Origin of the sequence: Collinsella sp. LCP19S3_C9 (genome assembly GCF_052121575.1) — a bacterium.
Lineage (GTDB): Bacteria > Actinomycetota > Coriobacteriia > Coriobacteriales > Coriobacteriaceae > Collinsella.
Genome location: NZ_JBQKDZ010000004.1, coordinates 139,990 through 158,238 on the forward strand (window position 1 = coordinate 139,990; position 18,249 = coordinate 158,238).

Annotated in this window: 11 protein-coding genes and 1 rRNA gene; 4 read left to right on the forward strand and 8 right to left on the reverse strand. The window is 57.7% G+C overall.

Annotated elements, in window-relative coordinates; all coding sequences use genetic code 11:
- Positions 1-64: 64 nt before the first annotated feature.
- From uvrC to uvrA, 4 genes are all read right to left on the reverse strand, one after another.
- Entirely contained in the window at positions 65-1,951 is a 1,887-nt protein-coding gene (uvrC, locus tag ACTQXI_RS03410) for an excinuclease ABC subunit UvrC (protein ID WP_154517564.1), read from the reverse strand.
- Positions 1,952-2,011: 60 nt separating this feature from the next.
- A complete protein-coding gene (murJ, locus tag ACTQXI_RS03415; protein WP_441548329.1) occupies positions 2,012-4,309 on the reverse strand; it encodes a murein biosynthesis integral membrane protein MurJ in 2,298 nt (765 codons plus the stop codon).
- A 3-nt stretch (positions 4,310-4,312) separates the two neighbouring features.
- Positions 4,313-4,813: a Cys-tRNA(Pro) deacylase gene (gene ybaK / locus ACTQXI_RS03420; RefSeq protein WP_427718664.1), complete on the reverse strand. Its 501-nt coding sequence runs from the start codon at positions 4,811-4,813 to the stop codon at positions 4,313-4,315.
- A gap of 134 nt (positions 4,814-4,947) precedes the next feature.
- Entirely contained in the window at positions 4,948-7,827 is a 2,880-nt protein-coding gene (gene uvrA / locus ACTQXI_RS03425) for an excinuclease ABC subunit UvrA (RefSeq protein WP_441548330.1), read from the reverse strand.
- A gap of 193 nt (positions 7,828-8,020) precedes the next feature.
- Here uvrA and ACTQXI_RS03430 point away from each other — a divergent pair, with 193 nt between their 5' ends.
- From ACTQXI_RS03430 to ACTQXI_RS03445, 4 genes are all read left to right on the forward strand, one after another.
- Entirely contained in the window at positions 8,021-10,174 is a 2,154-nt protein-coding gene (locus ACTQXI_RS03430) for an LTA synthase family protein (RefSeq protein ID WP_441048565.1), read from the forward strand.
- A gap of 145 nt (positions 10,175-10,319) precedes the next feature.
- Positions 10,320-11,150, forward strand: a complete 831-nt coding sequence (locus tag ACTQXI_RS03435; protein ID WP_441048564.1) for an Mrp/NBP35 family ATP-binding protein — start codon at positions 10,320-10,322, stop codon at positions 11,148-11,150.
- Positions 11,151-12,422: an NAD(P)/FAD-dependent oxidoreductase gene (locus tag ACTQXI_RS03440; protein WP_427718675.1), complete on the forward strand. Its 1,272-nt coding sequence runs from the start codon at positions 11,151-11,153 to the stop codon at positions 12,420-12,422.
- Between the two features lie 80 nt (positions 12,423-12,502).
- On the forward strand, positions 12,503-14,143 hold the full coding sequence (locus ACTQXI_RS03445) for an NAD(P)/FAD-dependent oxidoreductase (protein ID WP_441048563.1): 1,641 nt from the start codon (positions 12,503-12,505) through the stop codon (positions 14,141-14,143).
- A 65-nt stretch (positions 14,144-14,208) separates the two neighbouring features.
- On the opposite strand, the gene uvrB is transcribed toward ACTQXI_RS03445, so the two are convergent.
- The 4 genes from uvrB to rrf all read right to left on the reverse strand — a co-directional run bounded on the left by uvrB (position 14,209) and on the right by rrf (position 18,024).
- The gene (gene uvrB / locus ACTQXI_RS03450; protein WP_441032771.1) at positions 14,209-16,449 is read right to left on the reverse strand and encodes an excinuclease ABC subunit UvrB; all 2,241 of its coding nucleotides are present in this window, start codon (positions 16,447-16,449) and stop codon (positions 14,209-14,211) included.
- 51 nt (positions 16,450-16,500) lie between these two features.
- Complete coding sequence (locus ACTQXI_RS03455; protein WP_154517536.1) at positions 16,501-17,082, reverse strand: lytic transglycosylase domain-containing protein; 582 nt, start codon at positions 17,080-17,082, stop codon at positions 16,501-16,503.
- Positions 17,075-17,716 carry a dephospho-CoA kinase gene (gene coaE / locus ACTQXI_RS03460; RefSeq protein WP_154517538.1) on the reverse strand — a complete coding sequence of 214 codons (642 nt, stop codon included), beginning with the start codon at positions 17,714-17,716 and terminating at the stop codon, positions 17,075-17,077. Before coaE ends, ACTQXI_RS03455 begins: the two co-directional genes overlap by 8 nt.
- Before the next feature lie 192 nt (positions 17,717-17,908).
- Positions 17,909-18,024, reverse strand: a 5S ribosomal RNA gene (rrf, locus tag ACTQXI_RS03465).
- Between the last annotated feature and the right edge of the window lie 225 nt (positions 18,025-18,249).

Here is an 18,249-nt window from a genome sequence, read left to right on the forward strand (position 1 = left end):
AATCATGGCGAAATAAATGGTTGAAAATCGCGCAATCATGTATATCAGTTGTTTAGGCTCGTGTTTAGCTATCGGAATGGCCAGCCGCGGCCTCGGCACGCTCGGCATTCCATGCAACGAGCGCCTCGTGGACCGCCTTGGCAACATCGGCAGGTATGCCGCGAACTTCCGCGATCTCTTGCTCGCTCGCCGCGCGCAACCGCTTCATCGAGCCAAAATGGCGCATAATTGCACGTTTTCTAGTGGGTCCCACGCCTGGAACGTCATCGAGTACCGAAACCGTCATGGCTTTATCGCGCAATTCGCGATGGAACGTGATGGCAAAACGGTGCGATTCGTCGCGCACCTGCTTGATGAGATAGAGCGACGCAGACCCGGTCGGAAGTACGACAGGAGTCTCGTCCCAAGGCACGAAAACCTCCTCATCGGCCTTTGCCAAACCACAAACTGGTATATCGAGCCCAAGGGCCTCAAGTTGCTTAATTGCAGCCGTCAATTGCGGCTTGCCGCCGTCGACAACGAGCAAATCGGGGCGCGAGCCAAAACGTTCGTCGGTCATCCGCTCGGGAGCATAGCGACGCCCCAAAACCTCGGACATCGAAACGAAGTCGTTCGCCTCGTCCAATTCGGCCTGGATTTTAAAGCGGCGGTACTGGCTCTTGTCGGCGTGGCCGTTGGTAAACACCACCATCGAGGCGACCGTAAAGGTGCCATGAAGCGTAGAGATATCGAAGCACTCGATTCGCATTGGCGGCGCAGGTAGCGCCAAGGCGCTCTCAAGCTCCAGGAGCGCTCGATTGGTGCGATCGTCGGCGTATCCCGTGCGCATCATATAACGCATGAGGGCATGACGCGCATTTTTAGATGCCATATCGAGCAACCGGTGTTTTTCGCCGCGCTGAGGCCTATGGAGATGACAGGAACGCTCGCGCTTGTCCGAAAGCCATTCCCCTAGCGCCTCCGCATCCTCAAGCTCGACGGAAAGGTTCACCTCGGCTGGAATATCAGCCGTCTCGTCGTAATAGCGCTTGAGAAAGCCCGACTGAAGCTCCTCTTCATCGACATCCAGGCCCTTATCGAGAATGAACTCACAGGTTCGAACCGTTCGCCCCTCGCGCACAACAAACACGCAGGCGGCCGAAATGGTCTCTTCTCGATAGAAACCAATCACATCGAGATCGACACTCGACGGAAAAACGACCTGCTGTCGGTCGTCCAGGCCCCTAATAACTTCCAAGCGACGCTTGACGCGCGCCGCCCGCTCAAAATCGAGCGCTTCGGCGGCGTCCGTCATCTCGGATGTAAGCTCATCAACGACATCTTTACGATGGCCCGACAAAAATCGCTCGACGCGTTTAACGTTTTTAGCATAGTCGGCTGGAGAGATCGCACCGACGCATGCCCCCGGGCCGCGGCCAACATGGAAGTCAAAGCAGGGACGCCCGTTTTGAGCGCAAATCATATTGACGATATCTTCTTCGCCCTTGTGGGACTCGACGATACGGCGGCATCGACGCCATTCCGCACAAGAAGCCGAGCAGATCGGGATTACCTTGCGCAGCGTATCAATGGTCTCGCGCGCCGCGCGGCTGTCGGTGTAGGGACCAAAATAACGCGTTCCCGGCTTATGACGCTCACGAGTATATTTAATAGCTGGGAACAGATCGCTCTTGGTGATAGCGATAAAGGGATAGCTCTTATCGTCCTTAAGGTCGACATTAAAGTACGGATGGTATTGACCGATCAGGTTGCGCTCGAGCACCAGCGCCTCGTGCTCGTTCTCGACAACGATATAGTCAAAGCTCGCAACCAGCTGCATCATCAGTGGAATCTTTTGGCGCTCGTCCTGCAGCGTCACATATTGACGCATGCGCGAGCGCAGATTTTTAGCCTTGCCAACGTAAATGACATCGCCCTTGGCATCTTTCCAAAGGTAGCAGCCAGGCTGCATGGGCACACGCGAAACCTGTTCGGCAAGCGTTGGAATGTTGTCATGACCTGCCACGACTGCCTACCTGCGGCGAAGAAGCGCGGAGACCTCAGGCATCTTTAGAAGGACGGCAAGGCCAAAAGTCACGGCAAGTGAAACCATGCCCGCGATGCAAACATAGCCCAAGGTAATAAGAATCGATCCGCCAAGCGCTCCGACAAAACTCTCGAGCGCCCACAAAACGCCGGCACCCGCTGCGGCACCCAGGCCGCCGAGCAAAAGGCCATAGAAGCAGCCGTGCAGAATAGATTTAACCTGAAGACCCTGCAGACGACGACGCAGCCACCACAGCGAACAGCCGACCAGAATCACATAGTCGACAACATACGACATCGCAATCGCAGGCATGCCATAGCCCAGCACCACACCAAACAGCAGAACCGAACCAGCCTGACCGATGGCAGAGTATAGGCAATAGCGACTATAGGGCTTCATGTCGAGCAACGCCGAGAAGCTCTTCTGCATCAACACGACCACGCCGTAGAGCGGCAGGGAGAGCGCCAGATAAACCAGAAACTCAGACACAAGCGCCACACCCGACTCGTCGAACTTGCCGGCGCAATAAATCATGTTGAGCGGACGGGCAAACACCATGAGATATAGCGCGAAAGGAATCAGGAAGAAGAGCATCTGGGCCACGCCGCGCGAGATACCAACGCGCACGCTGTCATAATCCTTTTCCTGGGCATCGTGCGAAAGCTCGGTATAAAGCGCCGTCGAGAGCGAGGCGGCTATCAAGGCATAAGGCAGTGTGTACCAAAGGCGCGCATAGGCAATTACAGAAGGACCGGTCTCGGGCTGCACCACCAGCGCGGCTGCGTTGGTAATGGAAGTCGACACGAACATGCATACCGTAGCGAGCAACGTCGGGACGCCGAGCGCGAGCGTCTGTCGCAGTGCAGGATCCTTAAAGTCGATATGAATATGAGGCCGGACACCATGCTTACCGAGTGCGGGAATCTGGCACGCCATCTGGACAAAAACGCCAAGCGTCGTGCCGAGCGAAATCAAAACGACGCCCGTCTGCTCACCAAAGCAGGCAGATACGGGAGCGAAGCCCATAAAACTCGCAATGACAATCACATTGTTGAGTACCGGGGCGAACGTCGACCAAAAGTAGTCACGATGCGCGTTAAGAACGCCCGAGAACACCGAGCCCAAGCCGTAGAACAAAATCTGAATGGCAAAGAAACGGAACATGAATGCAGCGGTATCCATGCTTCCGCCATCGCCCGAAAGGAACGACTGCGTCCAGATAAAGCCCGGAGCAAACACGGTGCCCAACACCGAAATGCCGCCCAGCAGCAAAAGCAGGATGCCGAGCAGATTACCTACGTATTCGTTTGAGGCGTCGCGACCCTGCTCACGACGCACGCCCATGTACACCGGCAAAAAGGCGGTAACCAACATACCGCCCATCACGAGCTCATAGAGCATATTGGGCAGGTTGTTGGCGACCTGATAGGAAGACGAGAGCAGCGACATGCCGATGGCGGCAGCCATAGCCCAAGTACGGATAAACCCGGTGACGCGCGACACGATGGTCAGTGCAGTCATGAGGCCGGCGGAACGGCCAACCGTAGAGTAGTCCGACGAACCCATATCATCTACGTCGTCCTGTGATTGGGGGCTGACTTCAGTGTGTTGTCGAGAATCAACCTCGATATCAGGGTCATCGATTATCGCGAAGGGGTCGTCGACCAAAACGGCATCATCGGCAGAAAAAGCTCCGTCAACAGGCGTGACATCGCTGTCAAACGAAGCGCCATCGTTAGCTACGGCATTATTACCAAACACCGTGTCAACTTCCCTGGCGGCAGCGGTTCGACCAGAAAACGACAAAAGATCCCAATCATCGTCCTCAACAGCAACGCCCTCGACCGGATCGGTCGAGCCGAGCGGTGACCACTCGTCATCCAAAAGCAACTGCTCGCCATCACCGTCGGTTGCAGGCCTCGCGGGACGATCGGCTGGGACACCCTGCAGTGCGCCCTTTCCCTGAGCCGCCATCAAAAACACCGCCGTCTCATCGGGACGCGGCGCACGAGACGCCCCGGCGTCAGGCATCCGTCCGGCACGGGATTGAGCCGCGGCCAAAAACACCGCCGTCTCATCGGGACGAGCCGAAGAGAGAATCGTACGGGGAGGCACCGTACCGGCACCGGCGGCACGCAAATACACAGCCGTCTCCCCTGGATCTGCAGCAACGGACCAAGCGTTTCGAATCTGGTCATCGACCGAAGAAGCCTCAGGCGCGGGCGTCTGAGAAGCCGAACCCTTTGCAAAGTGAGCTCCGCGCTTCGATTCTTCCTGCGGCATCGCTCAGTCCTCTCTCGTGATCGGGGCAACCGTCGCCCCGCAAAATGCAACTAAGTCGTCGGGGGCAAGCTCAAGTTGATAGCCACGCTTACCGCCTGAGATAAAAATGGTATCCCAAAGGACGCATGTCTCATCGATCAGCGTCCGAAAGCGTTTTTTCATGCCGACTGGACTGCAGCCGCCCCGGACATACCCCGTCGCGGCAAGCAAGTCCTTGACATGCATCATGGTCAGCGACTTTTCACCAGCGGCGCGCGCGGCGGCCTTTAGGTCAAGCTCGTCGGCAACGGGAATACAGCACACAACGTGTTCGTTGGACGGCGTCACGCAAACCAAGGTCTTAAACCCCTGGCCAGGCTCCTCGCCAAGTTGTTCCAAAATTGCAACGCCTAAACCCACCGACTCATCGCCATCGTCTTCATACGTATGGAGAATATAGGAGATGCCGGCGTTTTCCAGCTCGCGCATCGCATTGGTTTTCGGCGTCTTTGCAGCCTTTGCCATGGCATCTCCCTTCCCTCGCATTCGAACGTAACGCCTAAGTATATGTCCAATTTAGCCGCATACGTCATCTCGACACACAGAAGCGCCACCGAATCGAAAGGAATCGGTGGCGCTTCTCGTACGACGGCGTCTCTTTACTGGGCGTCGAGTTGTGCCTGACGCTCGCGGTCGCGCTTGAGCAGCGGTGCCAAGAACTTGCCCGTGTAACTCTGCGAACATGCCGCGACCTGCTCCGGCGTACCCGAGACCACGACGGTTCCGCCGCCATTGCCGCCCTCGGGACCCATATCGATCAGGCGGTCGGCAACCTTGATGACATCAAGGTTGTGTTCAATCACCAGCACCGTGTTGCCCGCATCGACCAAGCGCTGCAGCACATCGAGCAGCTGGCGGACGTCCTCAAAATGAAGGCCGGTCGTCGGCTCGTCCAAAATATAGAACGTCTTGCCCGTCTGGCGTCGATGAAGCTCCTTGGCGAGTTTCACACGCTGCGCCTCGCCGCCCGAAAGCGTCGTGGCAGGCTGCCCCAAACTCACATAGCCCAAGCCAACGTCATACAAAGTCTGAAGCTTGCGCTTAATCTGCGGGATATTCCCAAAGAAGGCCAGCGCCTCGGTGACGCTCATGTCGAGCACGTCCGAGATGGTCTTGCCACGGTAGGTGACCTCGAGTGTCTCACGGTTGTAGCGTTTACCGCCGCAAACTTCGCAGGGAACGTAGATATCGGGAAGGAAGTGCATCTCGATCTTGATCTGTCCGTCGCCCTTGCACGCCTCACAGCGCCCGCCACTCACATTAAAGGAGAAACGGCCCGGCGAGTAGCCGCGCGCCTTCGACTCCGGCGTACTCGCAAACAGCGCGCGAAGATCATCCCACAGGCCAATATAGGTAGCAGGGCTGGAACGCGGTGTGCGGCCAATCGGCGACTGGTCGATATCGATAACCTTATCGATACACTCGATGCCCTCGATTCTCTTATACGGACCCACAGGGCGCGTCGAACGGTGAATAGCATTCGTAAGGGCAGGCGCAATGGTGTCGGTAACCAGGGAGCTCTTGCCCGATCCCGACACGCCGGTAACAACCGTAAGCGTACCAAACTCGATCTTGGCAGTAACGTTTTTGAGGTTGTTAGCTCGAGCGCCCGTAATTTTAAGGCAGCCGCGACCGGGCTTGCGCCGTTCATCAGGCACCCGGATCATTCGTTTGCCGGTCAGATAAGCGCCCGTCATCGACTCAGGACACGCCATGATATCGGCAGGCGTTCCCGCCGCGACTACGTGTCCGCCGTTGACGCCGGCGCCGGGCCCCATGTCGATCACGTAGTCGGCGGCACGGATCGTGTCCTCGTCGTGTTCGACGACGATGACGGTATTGCCGATATCGCGCAGACGCTCAAGGGTCTTGATCAGGCGCTCGTTATCGCGCTGATGAAGGCCGATCGATGGCTCGTCCAAAATGTACAGGACACCCATGAGGCCGGCGCCGATCTGTGTTGCCAGGCGAATACGCTGCGCCTCGCCACCAGAAAGCGTCGCCGAGGCACGATCGAGCGTCAGATAGTCGAGTCCAACATCGACCAGAAAACGCAAGCGCTCCAGGATTTCCTTGACGATGCGCCCGCCGATAAACTGTTGGCGCTCGGTGAGCTCCAGGCCCTCAAAAAACTCGAGCGACTCACGGCACGACAGGCAACAAACCTCGTAAATGGACTTGCCGCCCACGGTGACGGCGAGCATCTCGGGGCGCAAACGAGCGCCGTGGCAGCTCGAGCACGGTTCCTCGCGAATGTACTTCTCCAAGCGCGCCTTGGTGTTCTCGTTCGTCGTCTCGGTATAGCGTTCGTACAGGATGTTGCGAACGCCCGAAAACTTGGTATCCCACTGGCTACGACGTCCGTCGAGCTTTTGGTAGTCAACCGAGATCTTCGTATCGCCCAGGCCATCCAAGAATGCACGACGCACGCGAGGGGGCAAGTCCTCCCACGGCGTATCGGCGCTTACCTTAAAGTGTTTACAGACCGCAGCAAAAATCTGCGGGTAGTAGTTCGAATTGCCAAACAGGCTACCAAAGACTCCGTCGGCAATGGACTTCGAGGGGTCCTCGATCAGCGCCTCGGCATCAACGGTTTTCTTAAAGCCCAGGCCGTCGCACTCAGGACATGCGCCATAGGGAGCGTTAAACGAAAAATCACGCGGCTGAAGATCGTCAATGGAGTGTCCATGCTCCGGGCACGCCAAGGCCAACGAATACTCCAGCAGCTCGCCCTCGGTCCCCTCGGGAGCATCACGATCGGGCAGCATGTACACATTTACATTGCCGTGAGCCAGCGCGGTCGCCTGCTCAACGGACTCGGCGATACGGCCCAGAGAGTTCTCACGGATCACGATGCGATCGACCACGACCTCGATATCGTGCTTGAACTTCTTGTCCAGATCGATTGGATCGTCGAGCGAGCGCACTTCACCGTCGACACGCACGCGGCTAAAGCCCTCGGCGCGAAGGTCCTCAAACAGTTTGGTGTACTCGCCTTTTCGCCCGCGCACCACCGGTGCCAGCACAAACGCGCGGCGACCCTCCCCCGCCGCCAAGACCTTGTCGGCAACCTGGTCGGTCGTCTGGCGCTCAATGACGCGGCCGCATTCGGGACAGTGCGGGGTGCCCACACGGGCGAACAGCAGGCGCAGATAGTCATAAATCTCGGTTACGGTGCCAACCGTCGAGCGAGGGTTTTTAGACGTCGTCTTTTGGTCGATCGACACCGCCGGCGAAAGGCCGTCGATTGAATCCAAGTCGGGTTTGTCCATCTGGCCCAAGAACTGGCGCGCATAGCTCGAAAGGCTCTCGACGTATCGACGCTGGCCCTCGGCATAGATAGTGTCAAATGCCAGCGAGCTCTTGCCCGAGCCAGAAAGACCGGTAATGACCACGAGTTGGTCACGCGGAATGGAAACATCGATATCACGGAGGTTGTGCTCACGAGCGCCGCGAATAACGATAGAAGAATCAGACATGGAAGCTCCTTGCCTCCTATTGCATCGAATCATACTGCCGATGAGTTTAGCGCACTCGACGCGCACAGATGTTCGTAATATAAGATTCGCAGACCTTTAGCTTTGCGTATCGGGCGCTTTGTTTCTCGAAATGCCGTGGAAAGGTTACAGTAATCTAAAACTGAACTTAATTTGCTGTAACAGAGGAACGTCCATGACCGAAGATATCCCCCTTGAAATCACTTCGAGCGACATGGCCAATCTGCCCATATTCATCGCCGTCCTTATCGTGGCCACCGTCGTCGTGCGCGTGTATTTTTCAATCAAACACAATGAAAAGCCGCCCATTGCCCGCGTCTTTTGGTGCGCGACGCTCCTCATCCCGCTCGGCATGGTAGCTGCATGGATTACGAATCAATTGCTCGTAAATGAGGACAGTTCCCTATGGGTCCTTTCTTATTCGGCGCTCGGTGCTGCCGCCGTCATACTTCTTGTCGAGCCCTTGGTTTCGGGACTTATTGACCAAACCGATCTTGCGACGGGAACGGTTGCCTGTATTTGCCGTGACATCCTTGTCATCGCCGCTGTTTCAGCGCTCTCGTTCGTTTCACTCGAAATTGCCTGCAACGAAACGTTCTATCGCATTCCCGCCAACTCATTCGGGTTTTCCGTCGGGCTGCTCGCGACGGTTCTGCTCTCCCTTTATTTGCTGGGACAGCGTCATGGAGGCGTCATGGTCCTCGTGCCCGTCGTCTGTTGCATCCTTGGCATTGCCGAGCACTTCGTCATAACGTTTAAAGGCGAGGCCATCCTGCCAAGCGATATCTTGGCCCTTGGCACCGCAATGGAAGTGAGCGAGGGATACGAGTTTACCTTTACCGCCGGAATCGTAACCTCTCTAGCCCTGCTAGAGATTTCCCTGGGGCTTCTTTCGCTTATCCGACCGCGAAAGGTCCGTACGCCCACCCATGTCTTCCCCGCAATCGCCGCTAACCTCTGCGCTTTTCTGCTAGTGACCGTTGTGGGGCTCTCGGGCTTTTCCAGCATCGACTTGGAGCAGGCGCTGAATTTTGGATTTGACCGTTGGCAGCCCATCACCACGTATGCGTCTCAGGGTTTTATCACTTCGTTCACCGAAATGGTCAACGAGTTGCCCATTGAGAAGCCCGAAGACTATACGCCCGATGAGGCGCAGAGCATCGAGCAGGAGCTCGCCGCCACCTACGACAGCACGTATGGCTCGAGCGAGCAGCGCGCGGCGGCCGTTGCCCAGTTCAATGAAATCAAGCCGACGATTGTTGCCGTCATGAACGAGAGTTTTAGCGACCTTTCGTGCTTTGAGCAGCTCCAGGCGGCCGGGTACACCGGCCCCGCATTCTACAACTCGCTTCCCGACACACTTGTTCGCGGCACCATGCTCGCTTCGGTCGCCGGTGGCGGAACGGCGAACTCCGAATTCGAATTTTTGACCGGAGCGACAACGGCCTTTGTCGGATTAGGCAAAATCCCCTATCAGCTATATCAGATGAATGGCGTCAACAGCCTGGCAAAGGACCTTAAGGAGCTTGGGTATACCGCTACCGCTATGCACCCGCAAAACCCCGTCAACTACCATCGAGATAAAATCTATCAGCAGCTGGGCTTTGGAGACTTTCTTTCAATCGGCGATTTCGAAGGTGCGCCCTGTTACCATGCCGGCGTATGCGACTACGCCACCTACGACAAGATACTCGACCTGCTTAGAACCGACGAAGCCCCGCAGTTCATCTTTGACGTCACGATGCAAAATCACGGCGGCTACGACTATGGCACCGTTCCCGCCGAAGAGCTGACAAACTATTGGGTCGAGGGAGCCAGCGAGGGCGCCAATAGCGCGCTCAACACCTATCTTACCTGCATCAACGCATCCGACCGGGACCTCGAGTACTTTATCAACGAGCTCCGCAATATCGGCAGACCGGTTGTTCTTGTCTTTTTTGGCGACCATCAGCCGAGCGCCGCAACGACTCTCAACGACGAGCTGTACCCTCAGGAAGATACGGCAAGCCACGCTTTCCGTATCTATCAGTCGACCTATTTCGTCTGGGCTAACTATGAAATCGCCGGCAATACCGAGCTCAACGTCTACGACACCGTCGGGGCAAACGAGATTGCAGCCATTACCCTTAATAAGATCGGCGCCCCGCTCACCGACTATCAAAAGGCTCTGCTTGCAACAAGGTCAGATGTGCCCACCATCAATGTCGCCGGCTATCTTGGTGCCGACGGGCTGCGCTACGACTTGGAATCTGAAGACAGCCCATACGCCTCGACGATCGACAAGCTGCAGCGCATCCAATACCTCGAGTTCGCCAGCAAAGTTCAGTAAACCCGCTCATTCGCTTGGGCCCATCGTATTGCAAGCACGCTCGGCCCAAATGCATCACAAATGACTCCCGCTCGCAAACGAGGGTACAATGACGCTCGTGTCACATCACGGGGCCCCGGCCCCAACATATACAAAGGAGTCATACATGGGTTGCGAGCACGCACAGGCCGCCGGCGGACAAACGTCGCCGTCGCAATTTGAGGAGAACACGCTGTCCGAGGTCAAACGCGTCATCGCCGTGCTTTCCGGCAAGGGCGGTGTCGGCAAGTCGTTTGTCACCGGTGCCATCGCCACCGAGCTTGCCCGTCACGGCCACAAGGTCGGCGTCCTCGATGCCGACATCACCGGTCCCTCTATCCCCAAGATGTTCGGTATGAGCGGACGCCACGTCCATGCCCTTGGCAACCTTATGCTGCCCGAAATCTCCGAGCACGGCGTCAAGGTCATGAGCTCCAACCTGCTGCTCCAAAACGAGACCGACCCCGTCCTTTGGCGCGGTCCGGTCATCGCAGGCGCCATTAGGCAGTTCTGGAGCGAGACCTCGTGGGGCCCCATCGACTACCTGCTGGTCGACATGCCTCCGGGAACAGGCGACGTCGCGCTCACCGTCTTCCAGTCACTGCCCGTCGACGGCATCGTCATCGTCACGAGCCCGCAGGATCTGGTCTCGATGATCGTCGCCAAGGCGGTTAACATGGCCGAGAAGATGAACGTCCCCATTCTGGGCATTGTCGAGAACATGAGCTATATTGAGTGCCCCGACTGCGGCAAGAAGATCAAGGTCTTTGGCAAGAGCAAGCTCCCCGAGGTCGCAGAGCGCTATAACCTCGACATCTTGGGCCAGCTTCCCATTAATCCGGCACTCGCCGAGGCCTGCGATAAGGGCGAGGTCGAGACCGCACTGCCCGATGGCATGTTGCCTCAGGCAGTCTCTGCCGTCGAGGCCATTGCCCCGCACGAGACCGACGAGGCCTAAGTGAACACGAGCGCCTTCTATGACGTCCTGGTAATCGGCGGCGGGGCTTCAGGCCTCGCCGCCGCCATTACGGCCGCACGCGCGGGTAAAAGCGTCTGCATCGTTGAGCGCGATGTCGCGTGCGGCCTTAAGCTGCTTGCGACCGGCAACGGTCGCTGCAACCTCTCCAACGAATCGATTGATCCTCAGCGGTATAACCACCCCGCATTCGTCGAATCCGTCATGGGCCCCCAGCCCGAACAAGAGCTTATGGGTTTCTTCTCCTCGCTGGGCATCATGACAACCTCCGAGGAAGGCCGGCTGTACCCGCGCTCGCTTCGCGCCGAATCGGTGCGCGACGCGCTTCTCAACGTTTGCGACCGCCTGGGTATCACTTTAATCTGCGGAGCCAACGTTGCCTCGGCGCACAAAGCTTCCGAAGGCTGGGCACTCCAAATAAACCGTCCAGCGCGGGCACTCAAGGCAAAAAAGCACGACGACCGAAAATCGGAGCTCCGCTCGCTTCGGAAAGCACTCGCCGATGTCCCTCGCAAGAACGAGGCCCTGGAGGCACATGCCGTAATTATCGCCACGGGTGGCAACCCCACCGGTATCGCCGATACGTTTAGCCTCCCCCTCACTTCGCTGCGCCCCATCCTCTGCCCCGTATCGGCAACGGTCGTTGGCGATCGGGCGGCACTCAAGACGTTGGATGGTCTGCGCGTCCGCGCCCGCTTGACGCTCACCCGTAACCATAGTGAGCTCTGGCACGAAGACGGTGAAGTACTGTTTCGAACCTTCGGTATCTCGGGCGTCGCTGTCTTCAACCTCTCCCGTCGTATCCAGCGCGGCGATACGATCCTGCTCGACGTTTTCCCCGACCTCTCTAAAGACGAGTTGCTCGATATGCTTAACCGGCGCGTTAAGCTGCTCGGCGGCTTTTCGCCCCGCGATCCCCGTTGGCTCGACGGCATGCTCGCCCCGCAACTCTCCCGCGTCGTCTGCACAGCGTTCGAGCAGTGCCATCCAGGCTCCAACGATGTCGTCCACCTGGTCTCGTTCCTCAAGCACTTTAAGTTGCTCGTCGAGGGAACAGCCGAGGAGCGCTCGGCGCAGGTCACGCGTGGTGGCGTATCTGTCGAGAGCATCTCAACACCCAGTCTACACGCGTGCAGCGTTGTCGACGCCCCGCTTTACGTCTGCGGCGAAGCGCTCGACATCGACGCCGATTGCGGAGGCTTTAACCTTGCGTGGGCCTGGATCTCGGGCATTCGCGCTGCAAGCAGCCTGTAGCCGCACAGTCTATAATCAAAAACGCATTCGGGCCGTCTGGGATACCGGACGGCCTCTTTCTTGCCTCTAAGGAGACCTCGATGATCGAACTCACCCAAGTCAACGCGTCACTCGATGAAGCCGGCGATGAAAATGCCTGCCTCATTGTTGGCAAGCGATTCGCCAAGCGCGTCCTGCGTTGCAAGGACTCCGAGATCAAGTCCATCGAGCTCCACCGCAAGTCAATCGACGCTCGCAAAAAACGAGACGTCCATTTTATCCTGAGCTTTCGTGTTGAGCTGGCTAGTCCCCACCTCGAGCGAGAAGCGATCGACAGCGTTGCCGAGCGTGACCGCTCGCGCGTACGCGCGATAGAAGACGATGAGCCTTCATTCCCCTCCCCCGTCTCCGACGCACCCAAAGAGCGCCCTGTCGTCGTCGGCGCCGGATGCGCCGGCCTTTTCGCTGCGCTTACGCTCGCCAAAGCAGGTCTTAAGCCCTTGCTCATCGAGCGCGGCGACCCGGCATTTCGCCGCTCGCATTCGATCGACCTCTTTCTAAAGGAGCGTATCCTCGACCCCGAGAGCAATATCCAGTTTGGTCTGGGCGGCGCGGGGACCTTCTCGGACGGCAAGCTCAATACGGGAACCAAAAATCCCGCCCATCGCCTCATCCTCGAAACCTTCGTCGAGGCGGGTGCGCCCCGCGATATTCTGTGGGATGCCAAGCCGCACATTGGCTCCGACATCCTTCCCACGGTTGTTACCGCTATATCCCAGCGCATCGAGCAACTCGGAGGTGTCGTCCGTTATCGAACAAAACTCGTCGACATTCGCATCGACGCGTCTGGCGCCATCACCGGTATTGATGTCCAATCATCCCAAGACGCCGCTTACGAGTCAATTGAGACAAAGCACCTCATCCTCGCCTGCGGGCATTCTGCTCGCGATATTTTTGAACTCCTTAAGGACCACAACGTGGCCCTCGCACAAAAGACCTTTGCCATGGGCGTTCGCATCGAGCATCCGCAGCGCGACATCGACCGAGCCCAATATGGAGCCTCGGCGGGACATCCTGCCCTCGGTGCAGCCCCCTACAAACTCGTCGCCCATCTTCCCAACGGCCGCAGCGTGTTCTCGTTTTGCATGTGCCCCGGCGGGCAGGTTGTCGCCGCCTCTTCCGAGCAGGGCCACCTGTGCGTCAACGGCGCCAGCCTCAATGCCCGCGACGGCCGTAACGCAAATGCCGCCTTGCTCGTTAACGTCACGCCCGAGGACCTTCCCGACGATGACCCGCTCGCCGGCATCGAGCTCCAGCGCGCCTGCGAGGCGGCCGCCTATCGCCTGGGCGGTTCCAACTGGAACGCACCGGCACAACTCGTCGGAGATTTCCTCGCAGGACGCGCCAGCAAGGCGCCCGGAAAGGTAAAGCCCACCTATCCGCTCGGTGTGACCTGGACGGCAATTGACGAAGCCCTGCCGCAGCATATCGTCGAGTCGCTCCGCCTGGGACTTCCCCTACTCGGAAAAAAGCTACGGGGCTACGACCGCCCCGATGCCGTTCTTACCGGCGTGGAGACTCGTTCGAGCTCACCGGTCACTGTCACCCGAGACCGAACGTGCCATGCCGTGTCGACCCCGGGCCTCTACCCTTGTGGTGAGGGAGCTGGATATGCCGGAGGCATCATGAGCGCGGCCACCGACGGTATCCGTTGTGCCGAAGCCCTGATCGCAGACCTCTAGCGAACGAATTCCAGCGCGCAAAAGACACAGGCCCCGAGCTCCCTATGGAGCTCGGGGCCTGTTCGCTATTTCTTAAACCGTGCACCCTGGCGTTTTCTACCCGATGCGAACGTGGAACCCTTGCGGGCCTGCGAACGCAAGCGCTCGATCGTCTCGTCCTCAGACGCACCCTCGAGCATCGCCCGAATCTGAACGACAGCATCACGCAGGCGCGCCGCCTCCTCAAAGTCCATGGCGGCAGAAGCGTTACGCATATCCTCTTCCATGGTTTCGACGATCCGCACAAGCTCGTCATGCGGTAGTTCTTCCAACTGTTCCGCAAGGGTCTGCTCGGGCGCCACCGTTTCCGGCACACCGCCCTCGCCCGACTCATCGGGCGTATAGAATGCGCCATGGCCAAGAGAGTCGCCCTTCGAGCGTCCCTTGGAGCCCACAGTTTTTTCGGCCTCGGCAATAAAACTTGAGATGTCGTTGATGGCCTTGCGCACTGTCTTGGGCACAATGCCATGTTCGTCGTTATATGCCATCTGAATCTCGCGACGGCGCCGCGTCTCCTCGATGGCCGCTTTCATCGAATCGGTCACAACGTCTGCATACATGATGACTTCGCCATCGGCGTTACGGGCCGCACGGCCAATCGTCTGAATCAGCGAACGGCGGTTGCGCAAGAAGCCTTCCTTATCGGCATCGAGAATTGCCACCAGTGAGACCTCGGGAAGATCCAAGCCCTCGCGAAGCAGGTTGATGCCAACGAGAACATCGATCTTGCCCTCGCGCAGCGTTCGCAGGATCTCGACACGGTCCATTGTCGCCGTATCAGAGTGCATGTAATTGACCTTAATGCCCGCATCAAGTAGATGGTCGGTCAGGTCCTCGGCCATGCGCTTGGTCAACGTGGTCACCAGCACGCGCTCCTTGCGGGCAACGCGCTCGCGAATCTCGTCCTCAAGATCGTCAATCTGACCGCGAACGGGACGTACGTCGATCTTGGGATCGAGCAGGCCGGTCGGACGAATAATCTGCTCCACGTCGTTTTGGCTCACCCGCAGCTCGTAGTCGCCCGGCGTTGCCGAAACATAGATGAACTGTGGAATCCTCGCCTCAAACTCATCGAAGCGAAGCGGACGATTGTCGAGCGCCGAGGGCAGGCGAAAGCCGTGCTCCACCAGGGTCACTTTACGCGAACGGTCGCCTTCATGCATGCCACGAATTTGCGGCACCGTCACATGGCTCTCGTCTATGATGCAGAGCATGTCCTTGGGAAAGTAATCGATTAGGGTAAACGGTGGTTCACCCGGCTTACGCCCGTCCAGATGACGCGAGTAGTTCTCGATGCCGTTGCAAAAGCCCATCGTCTCGAGCATCTCGAGGTCATAATCGGTCCGTTGCTGTAGACGTTGCGCCTCGAGCAACTTGTCGGTCGCCTTGAGCTCCGCCACGCGCTTCTCGCACTCTTCGCTGATCGACTTCAAGGCCGCCTTGACCTTGGGCTTCTCGGTCACATAGTGCGATGCCGGCCACACGGGAATAGCCTCATACTCACGAAGCATCTCACCGGTAACCTCATCGATTTCGGCGATAAGCTCGACCTCATCGCCAAAGAACTCAAATCGCAACGGATGCTCGGCATAGGGCGGATACACATCGACAACATCACCACGCACGCGGAAGGTGCCACGCGCCAAGTCATAGTCGTTCCGGTCGTACTGAATGTCGATGAGCGCATGGATAAAGTCATCGCGCTCGAGCGGTACTTTCTTGTCGACATTCGGCGCCAGCCCCGCATAGTCCTCAGGAGAGCCGATGCCATAGATACAGGACACCGAAGCAACGACGATCACATCGCGTCGAGAAAGCAACGAGGCGGTCGCCTGATGTCGAAGCATCTCAACTTCTTCGTTAATCGAAGCATCCTTCTCGATATACGTATCGCTTTGCGGCACATATGCCTCGGGCTGATAGTAGTCGTAGTACGAGACGAAGTAGACCACGGCGTTGTTGGGAAAGAATTCTTTGAGCTCGCTCGCAAGCTGGGCGGCGAGGGTTTTGTTGGGGGCCATGACCAGCGTTGGCTTACCGAGAGCTTCGATGGTCTTGGCCATGGTAAAGGTCTTGCCCGAGCCGGTCACGCCAAGCAAAACCTGATACCGGTCTCCGTCCCTCACACCCTGCACAAGCGACTCAATGGCCTTAGGCTGTGAACCTGCAGGCTCATAGGGAGACACGACCTCAAACGGTACCTCGGAGCCCTCAACGCCAAAACGTTTGAGCTCTCCGCCAACACGCTCAACTTCAAAATCCGCCATGGATACTCCTAACTCATACATCTGCAGTATACGCAGGCGGCAGGCATAGTCCTATACGAACCGGTCGGGATAGAGGGTCTTATAGCGAACCCAGGCATTATTGACACGAATCAAATAGGCTTGCGTCTCGGGAAAGGCAATCGCGTTATGGAGCGATGTGTTTTGCTGTGCCCACCCATCGACATTGCCCATTCCGGCATTGTAAGCAGCAATAGCGCTATCCGTCGACCCATTGAAATACGTCAACAGGTATGAGAGGTACGCGCACCCAAATTCGATATTCGAAGCGGGGTCATTCAGGTCATCGGCTGAATACTCGTCCCCGTCGACAAGGCCCTTAGCGATCATATCCTGAGCGGTTTCGGGCATAAGTTGCATGAGACCTTGGGCGCCCTGATTTGATTCCGCCTCGGGATCCCAGTTTGATTCCGACTTGATGACGGCACACACCAGATACGGATCGAGATTATGCGAAATACTGGACTGCTTTACATACGCCTCATAGTCAATCGGATAGAACGGTTTAAAGAAAGCGGCGGGAGCACACGAGTAAACGAGCGAGATAAGGCCAAAGACGAAAACGACAACCAGCGGCACAAGGCGATACCACGTAAAGAAACGCGTCTTAGGCATCTGTCGTCTCCTTATCCATAGCATCCATAAGGCCATGGCGAGCAAGCCACGCGTCCAGTTGTTCAAAAAGCGAGCTGTCGCCCGCTGCGTTATCAATCACGGTCGTGGCGAGACTGCAAAGCGAAGACTCATCGGGTTGGCAAGCACAGCGAGCATCAAAATCGGATGGCTCCATACCACGGTGAATAGCGCGTTCGCGACGGACCGCTAAAGGAGCGCTAACAACCATAATTTCATCCGCAAGGCCAAAGGCATCCTCAAAGCCAGTCGGAGCAGATACTTCGACCGCCGCAAAGGGATAGCGGGGGGACGAAACCGTACAGCAAGCAGGATCGAGAATCCTCAGCGAAAGCTGCTCAATGAGAGCGGGGTGAACAATACTATTGAGCCTTGCAACCGTATCGGGAGAAACAAAAGCTCGAGAAGCGAGAACGTTACGTCGAACACCGCCATCCTCGTCCAAAATATCCCAGCCAAACTCTTCAGCAAGAGCATTGACGATATCCGACCCCGGTACGTACAGCGATTTGGCAAGAACATCTAAATCGATAAGCAGGGCTCCGCGAGATTCCAGAAAGCGGCAGGCAGTCGATTTACCCGAAGCAATATTGCCCAAAACGAAAACGGTAAACATCAAGCTCTCCCTAACGTCAATGCGAGTAATTATCGCGCAAATACAAAGCGACAGTTCAAAAAACAGCCAAACAGTAAGAGAGTCAAAGGAAGAGTCCGTTCACAAGGCACAGCTTATATATAGCGCAAAAAAGGGGGAGGCCGCGAGGCCTCCCCCTTCTCGATTCTCGATGACGGCTCGGTGCCGTCCACCGGTCAGCGGCGCCCTGGCCTCCCACGGGCTGGCCCCGCAGTACTCTCGGCGCGATGGGGCTTAGCTTCCGGGTTCGGAACGGGACCGGGCGTGCCCCCCATGCTCTGGCCGCTGACCGGTGGGCGGCGCCCACCGTATCTTCGGTGTCCGGTGTCCCTCTCACGTGCCCTGGGGGCCGCATGGCGCATAGGGGAGGTGACTCGGGGGCATCCTCGTGCCCGGACCGCGCAAGCGCTGGGTCCCGCGGGCCGCGAGGTGCGGTTCCGGAAGAGCTCGGGCGATTAGTGCGGCTCGGCTGAGGCTGTCGCCAGCCTTGCACCTGCCGTCTATCGACCAGGTAG

Bases quoted from the DNA above. Each gene is read 5' to 3' on its own strand.
- uvrC (WP_154517564.1), bottom strand. From the start codon at position 1,951: ATGCAGCCTGGCTGCTACCTTTGGAAAGATGCCAAGGGCGATGTCATT.
- murJ (WP_441548329.1), bottom strand. From the start codon at position 4,309: ATGCCGCAGGAAGAATCGAAGCGCGGAGCTCACTTTGCAAAGGGTTCG.
- ybaK (WP_427718664.1), bottom strand. From the start codon at position 4,813: ATGGCAAAGGCTGCAAAGACGCCGAAAACCAATGCGATGCGCGAGCTG.
- uvrA (WP_441548330.1), bottom strand. From the start codon at position 7,827: ATGTCTGATTCTTCTATCGTTATTCGCGGCGCTCGTGAGCACAACCTC.
- ACTQXI_RS03430 (WP_441048565.1), top strand. From the start codon at position 8,021: ATGACCGAAGATATCCCCCTTGAAATCACTTCGAGCGACATGGCCAAT.
- ACTQXI_RS03435 (WP_441048564.1), top strand. From the start codon at position 10,320: ATGGGTTGCGAGCACGCACAGGCCGCCGGCGGACAAACGTCGCCGTCG.
- ACTQXI_RS03445 (WP_441048563.1), top strand. From the start codon at position 12,503: ATGATCGAACTCACCCAAGTCAACGCGTCACTCGATGAAGCCGGCGAT.
- uvrB (WP_441032771.1), bottom strand. From the start codon at position 16,449: ATGGCGGATTTTGAAGTTGAGCGTGTTGGCGGAGAGCTCAAACGTTTT.
- ACTQXI_RS03455 (WP_154517536.1), bottom strand. From the start codon at position 17,082: ATGCCTAAGACGCGTTTCTTTACGTGGTATCGCCTTGTGCCGCTGGTT.
- coaE (WP_154517538.1), bottom strand. From the start codon at position 17,716: ATGTTTACCGTTTTCGTTTTGGGCAATATTGCTTCGGGTAAATCGACT.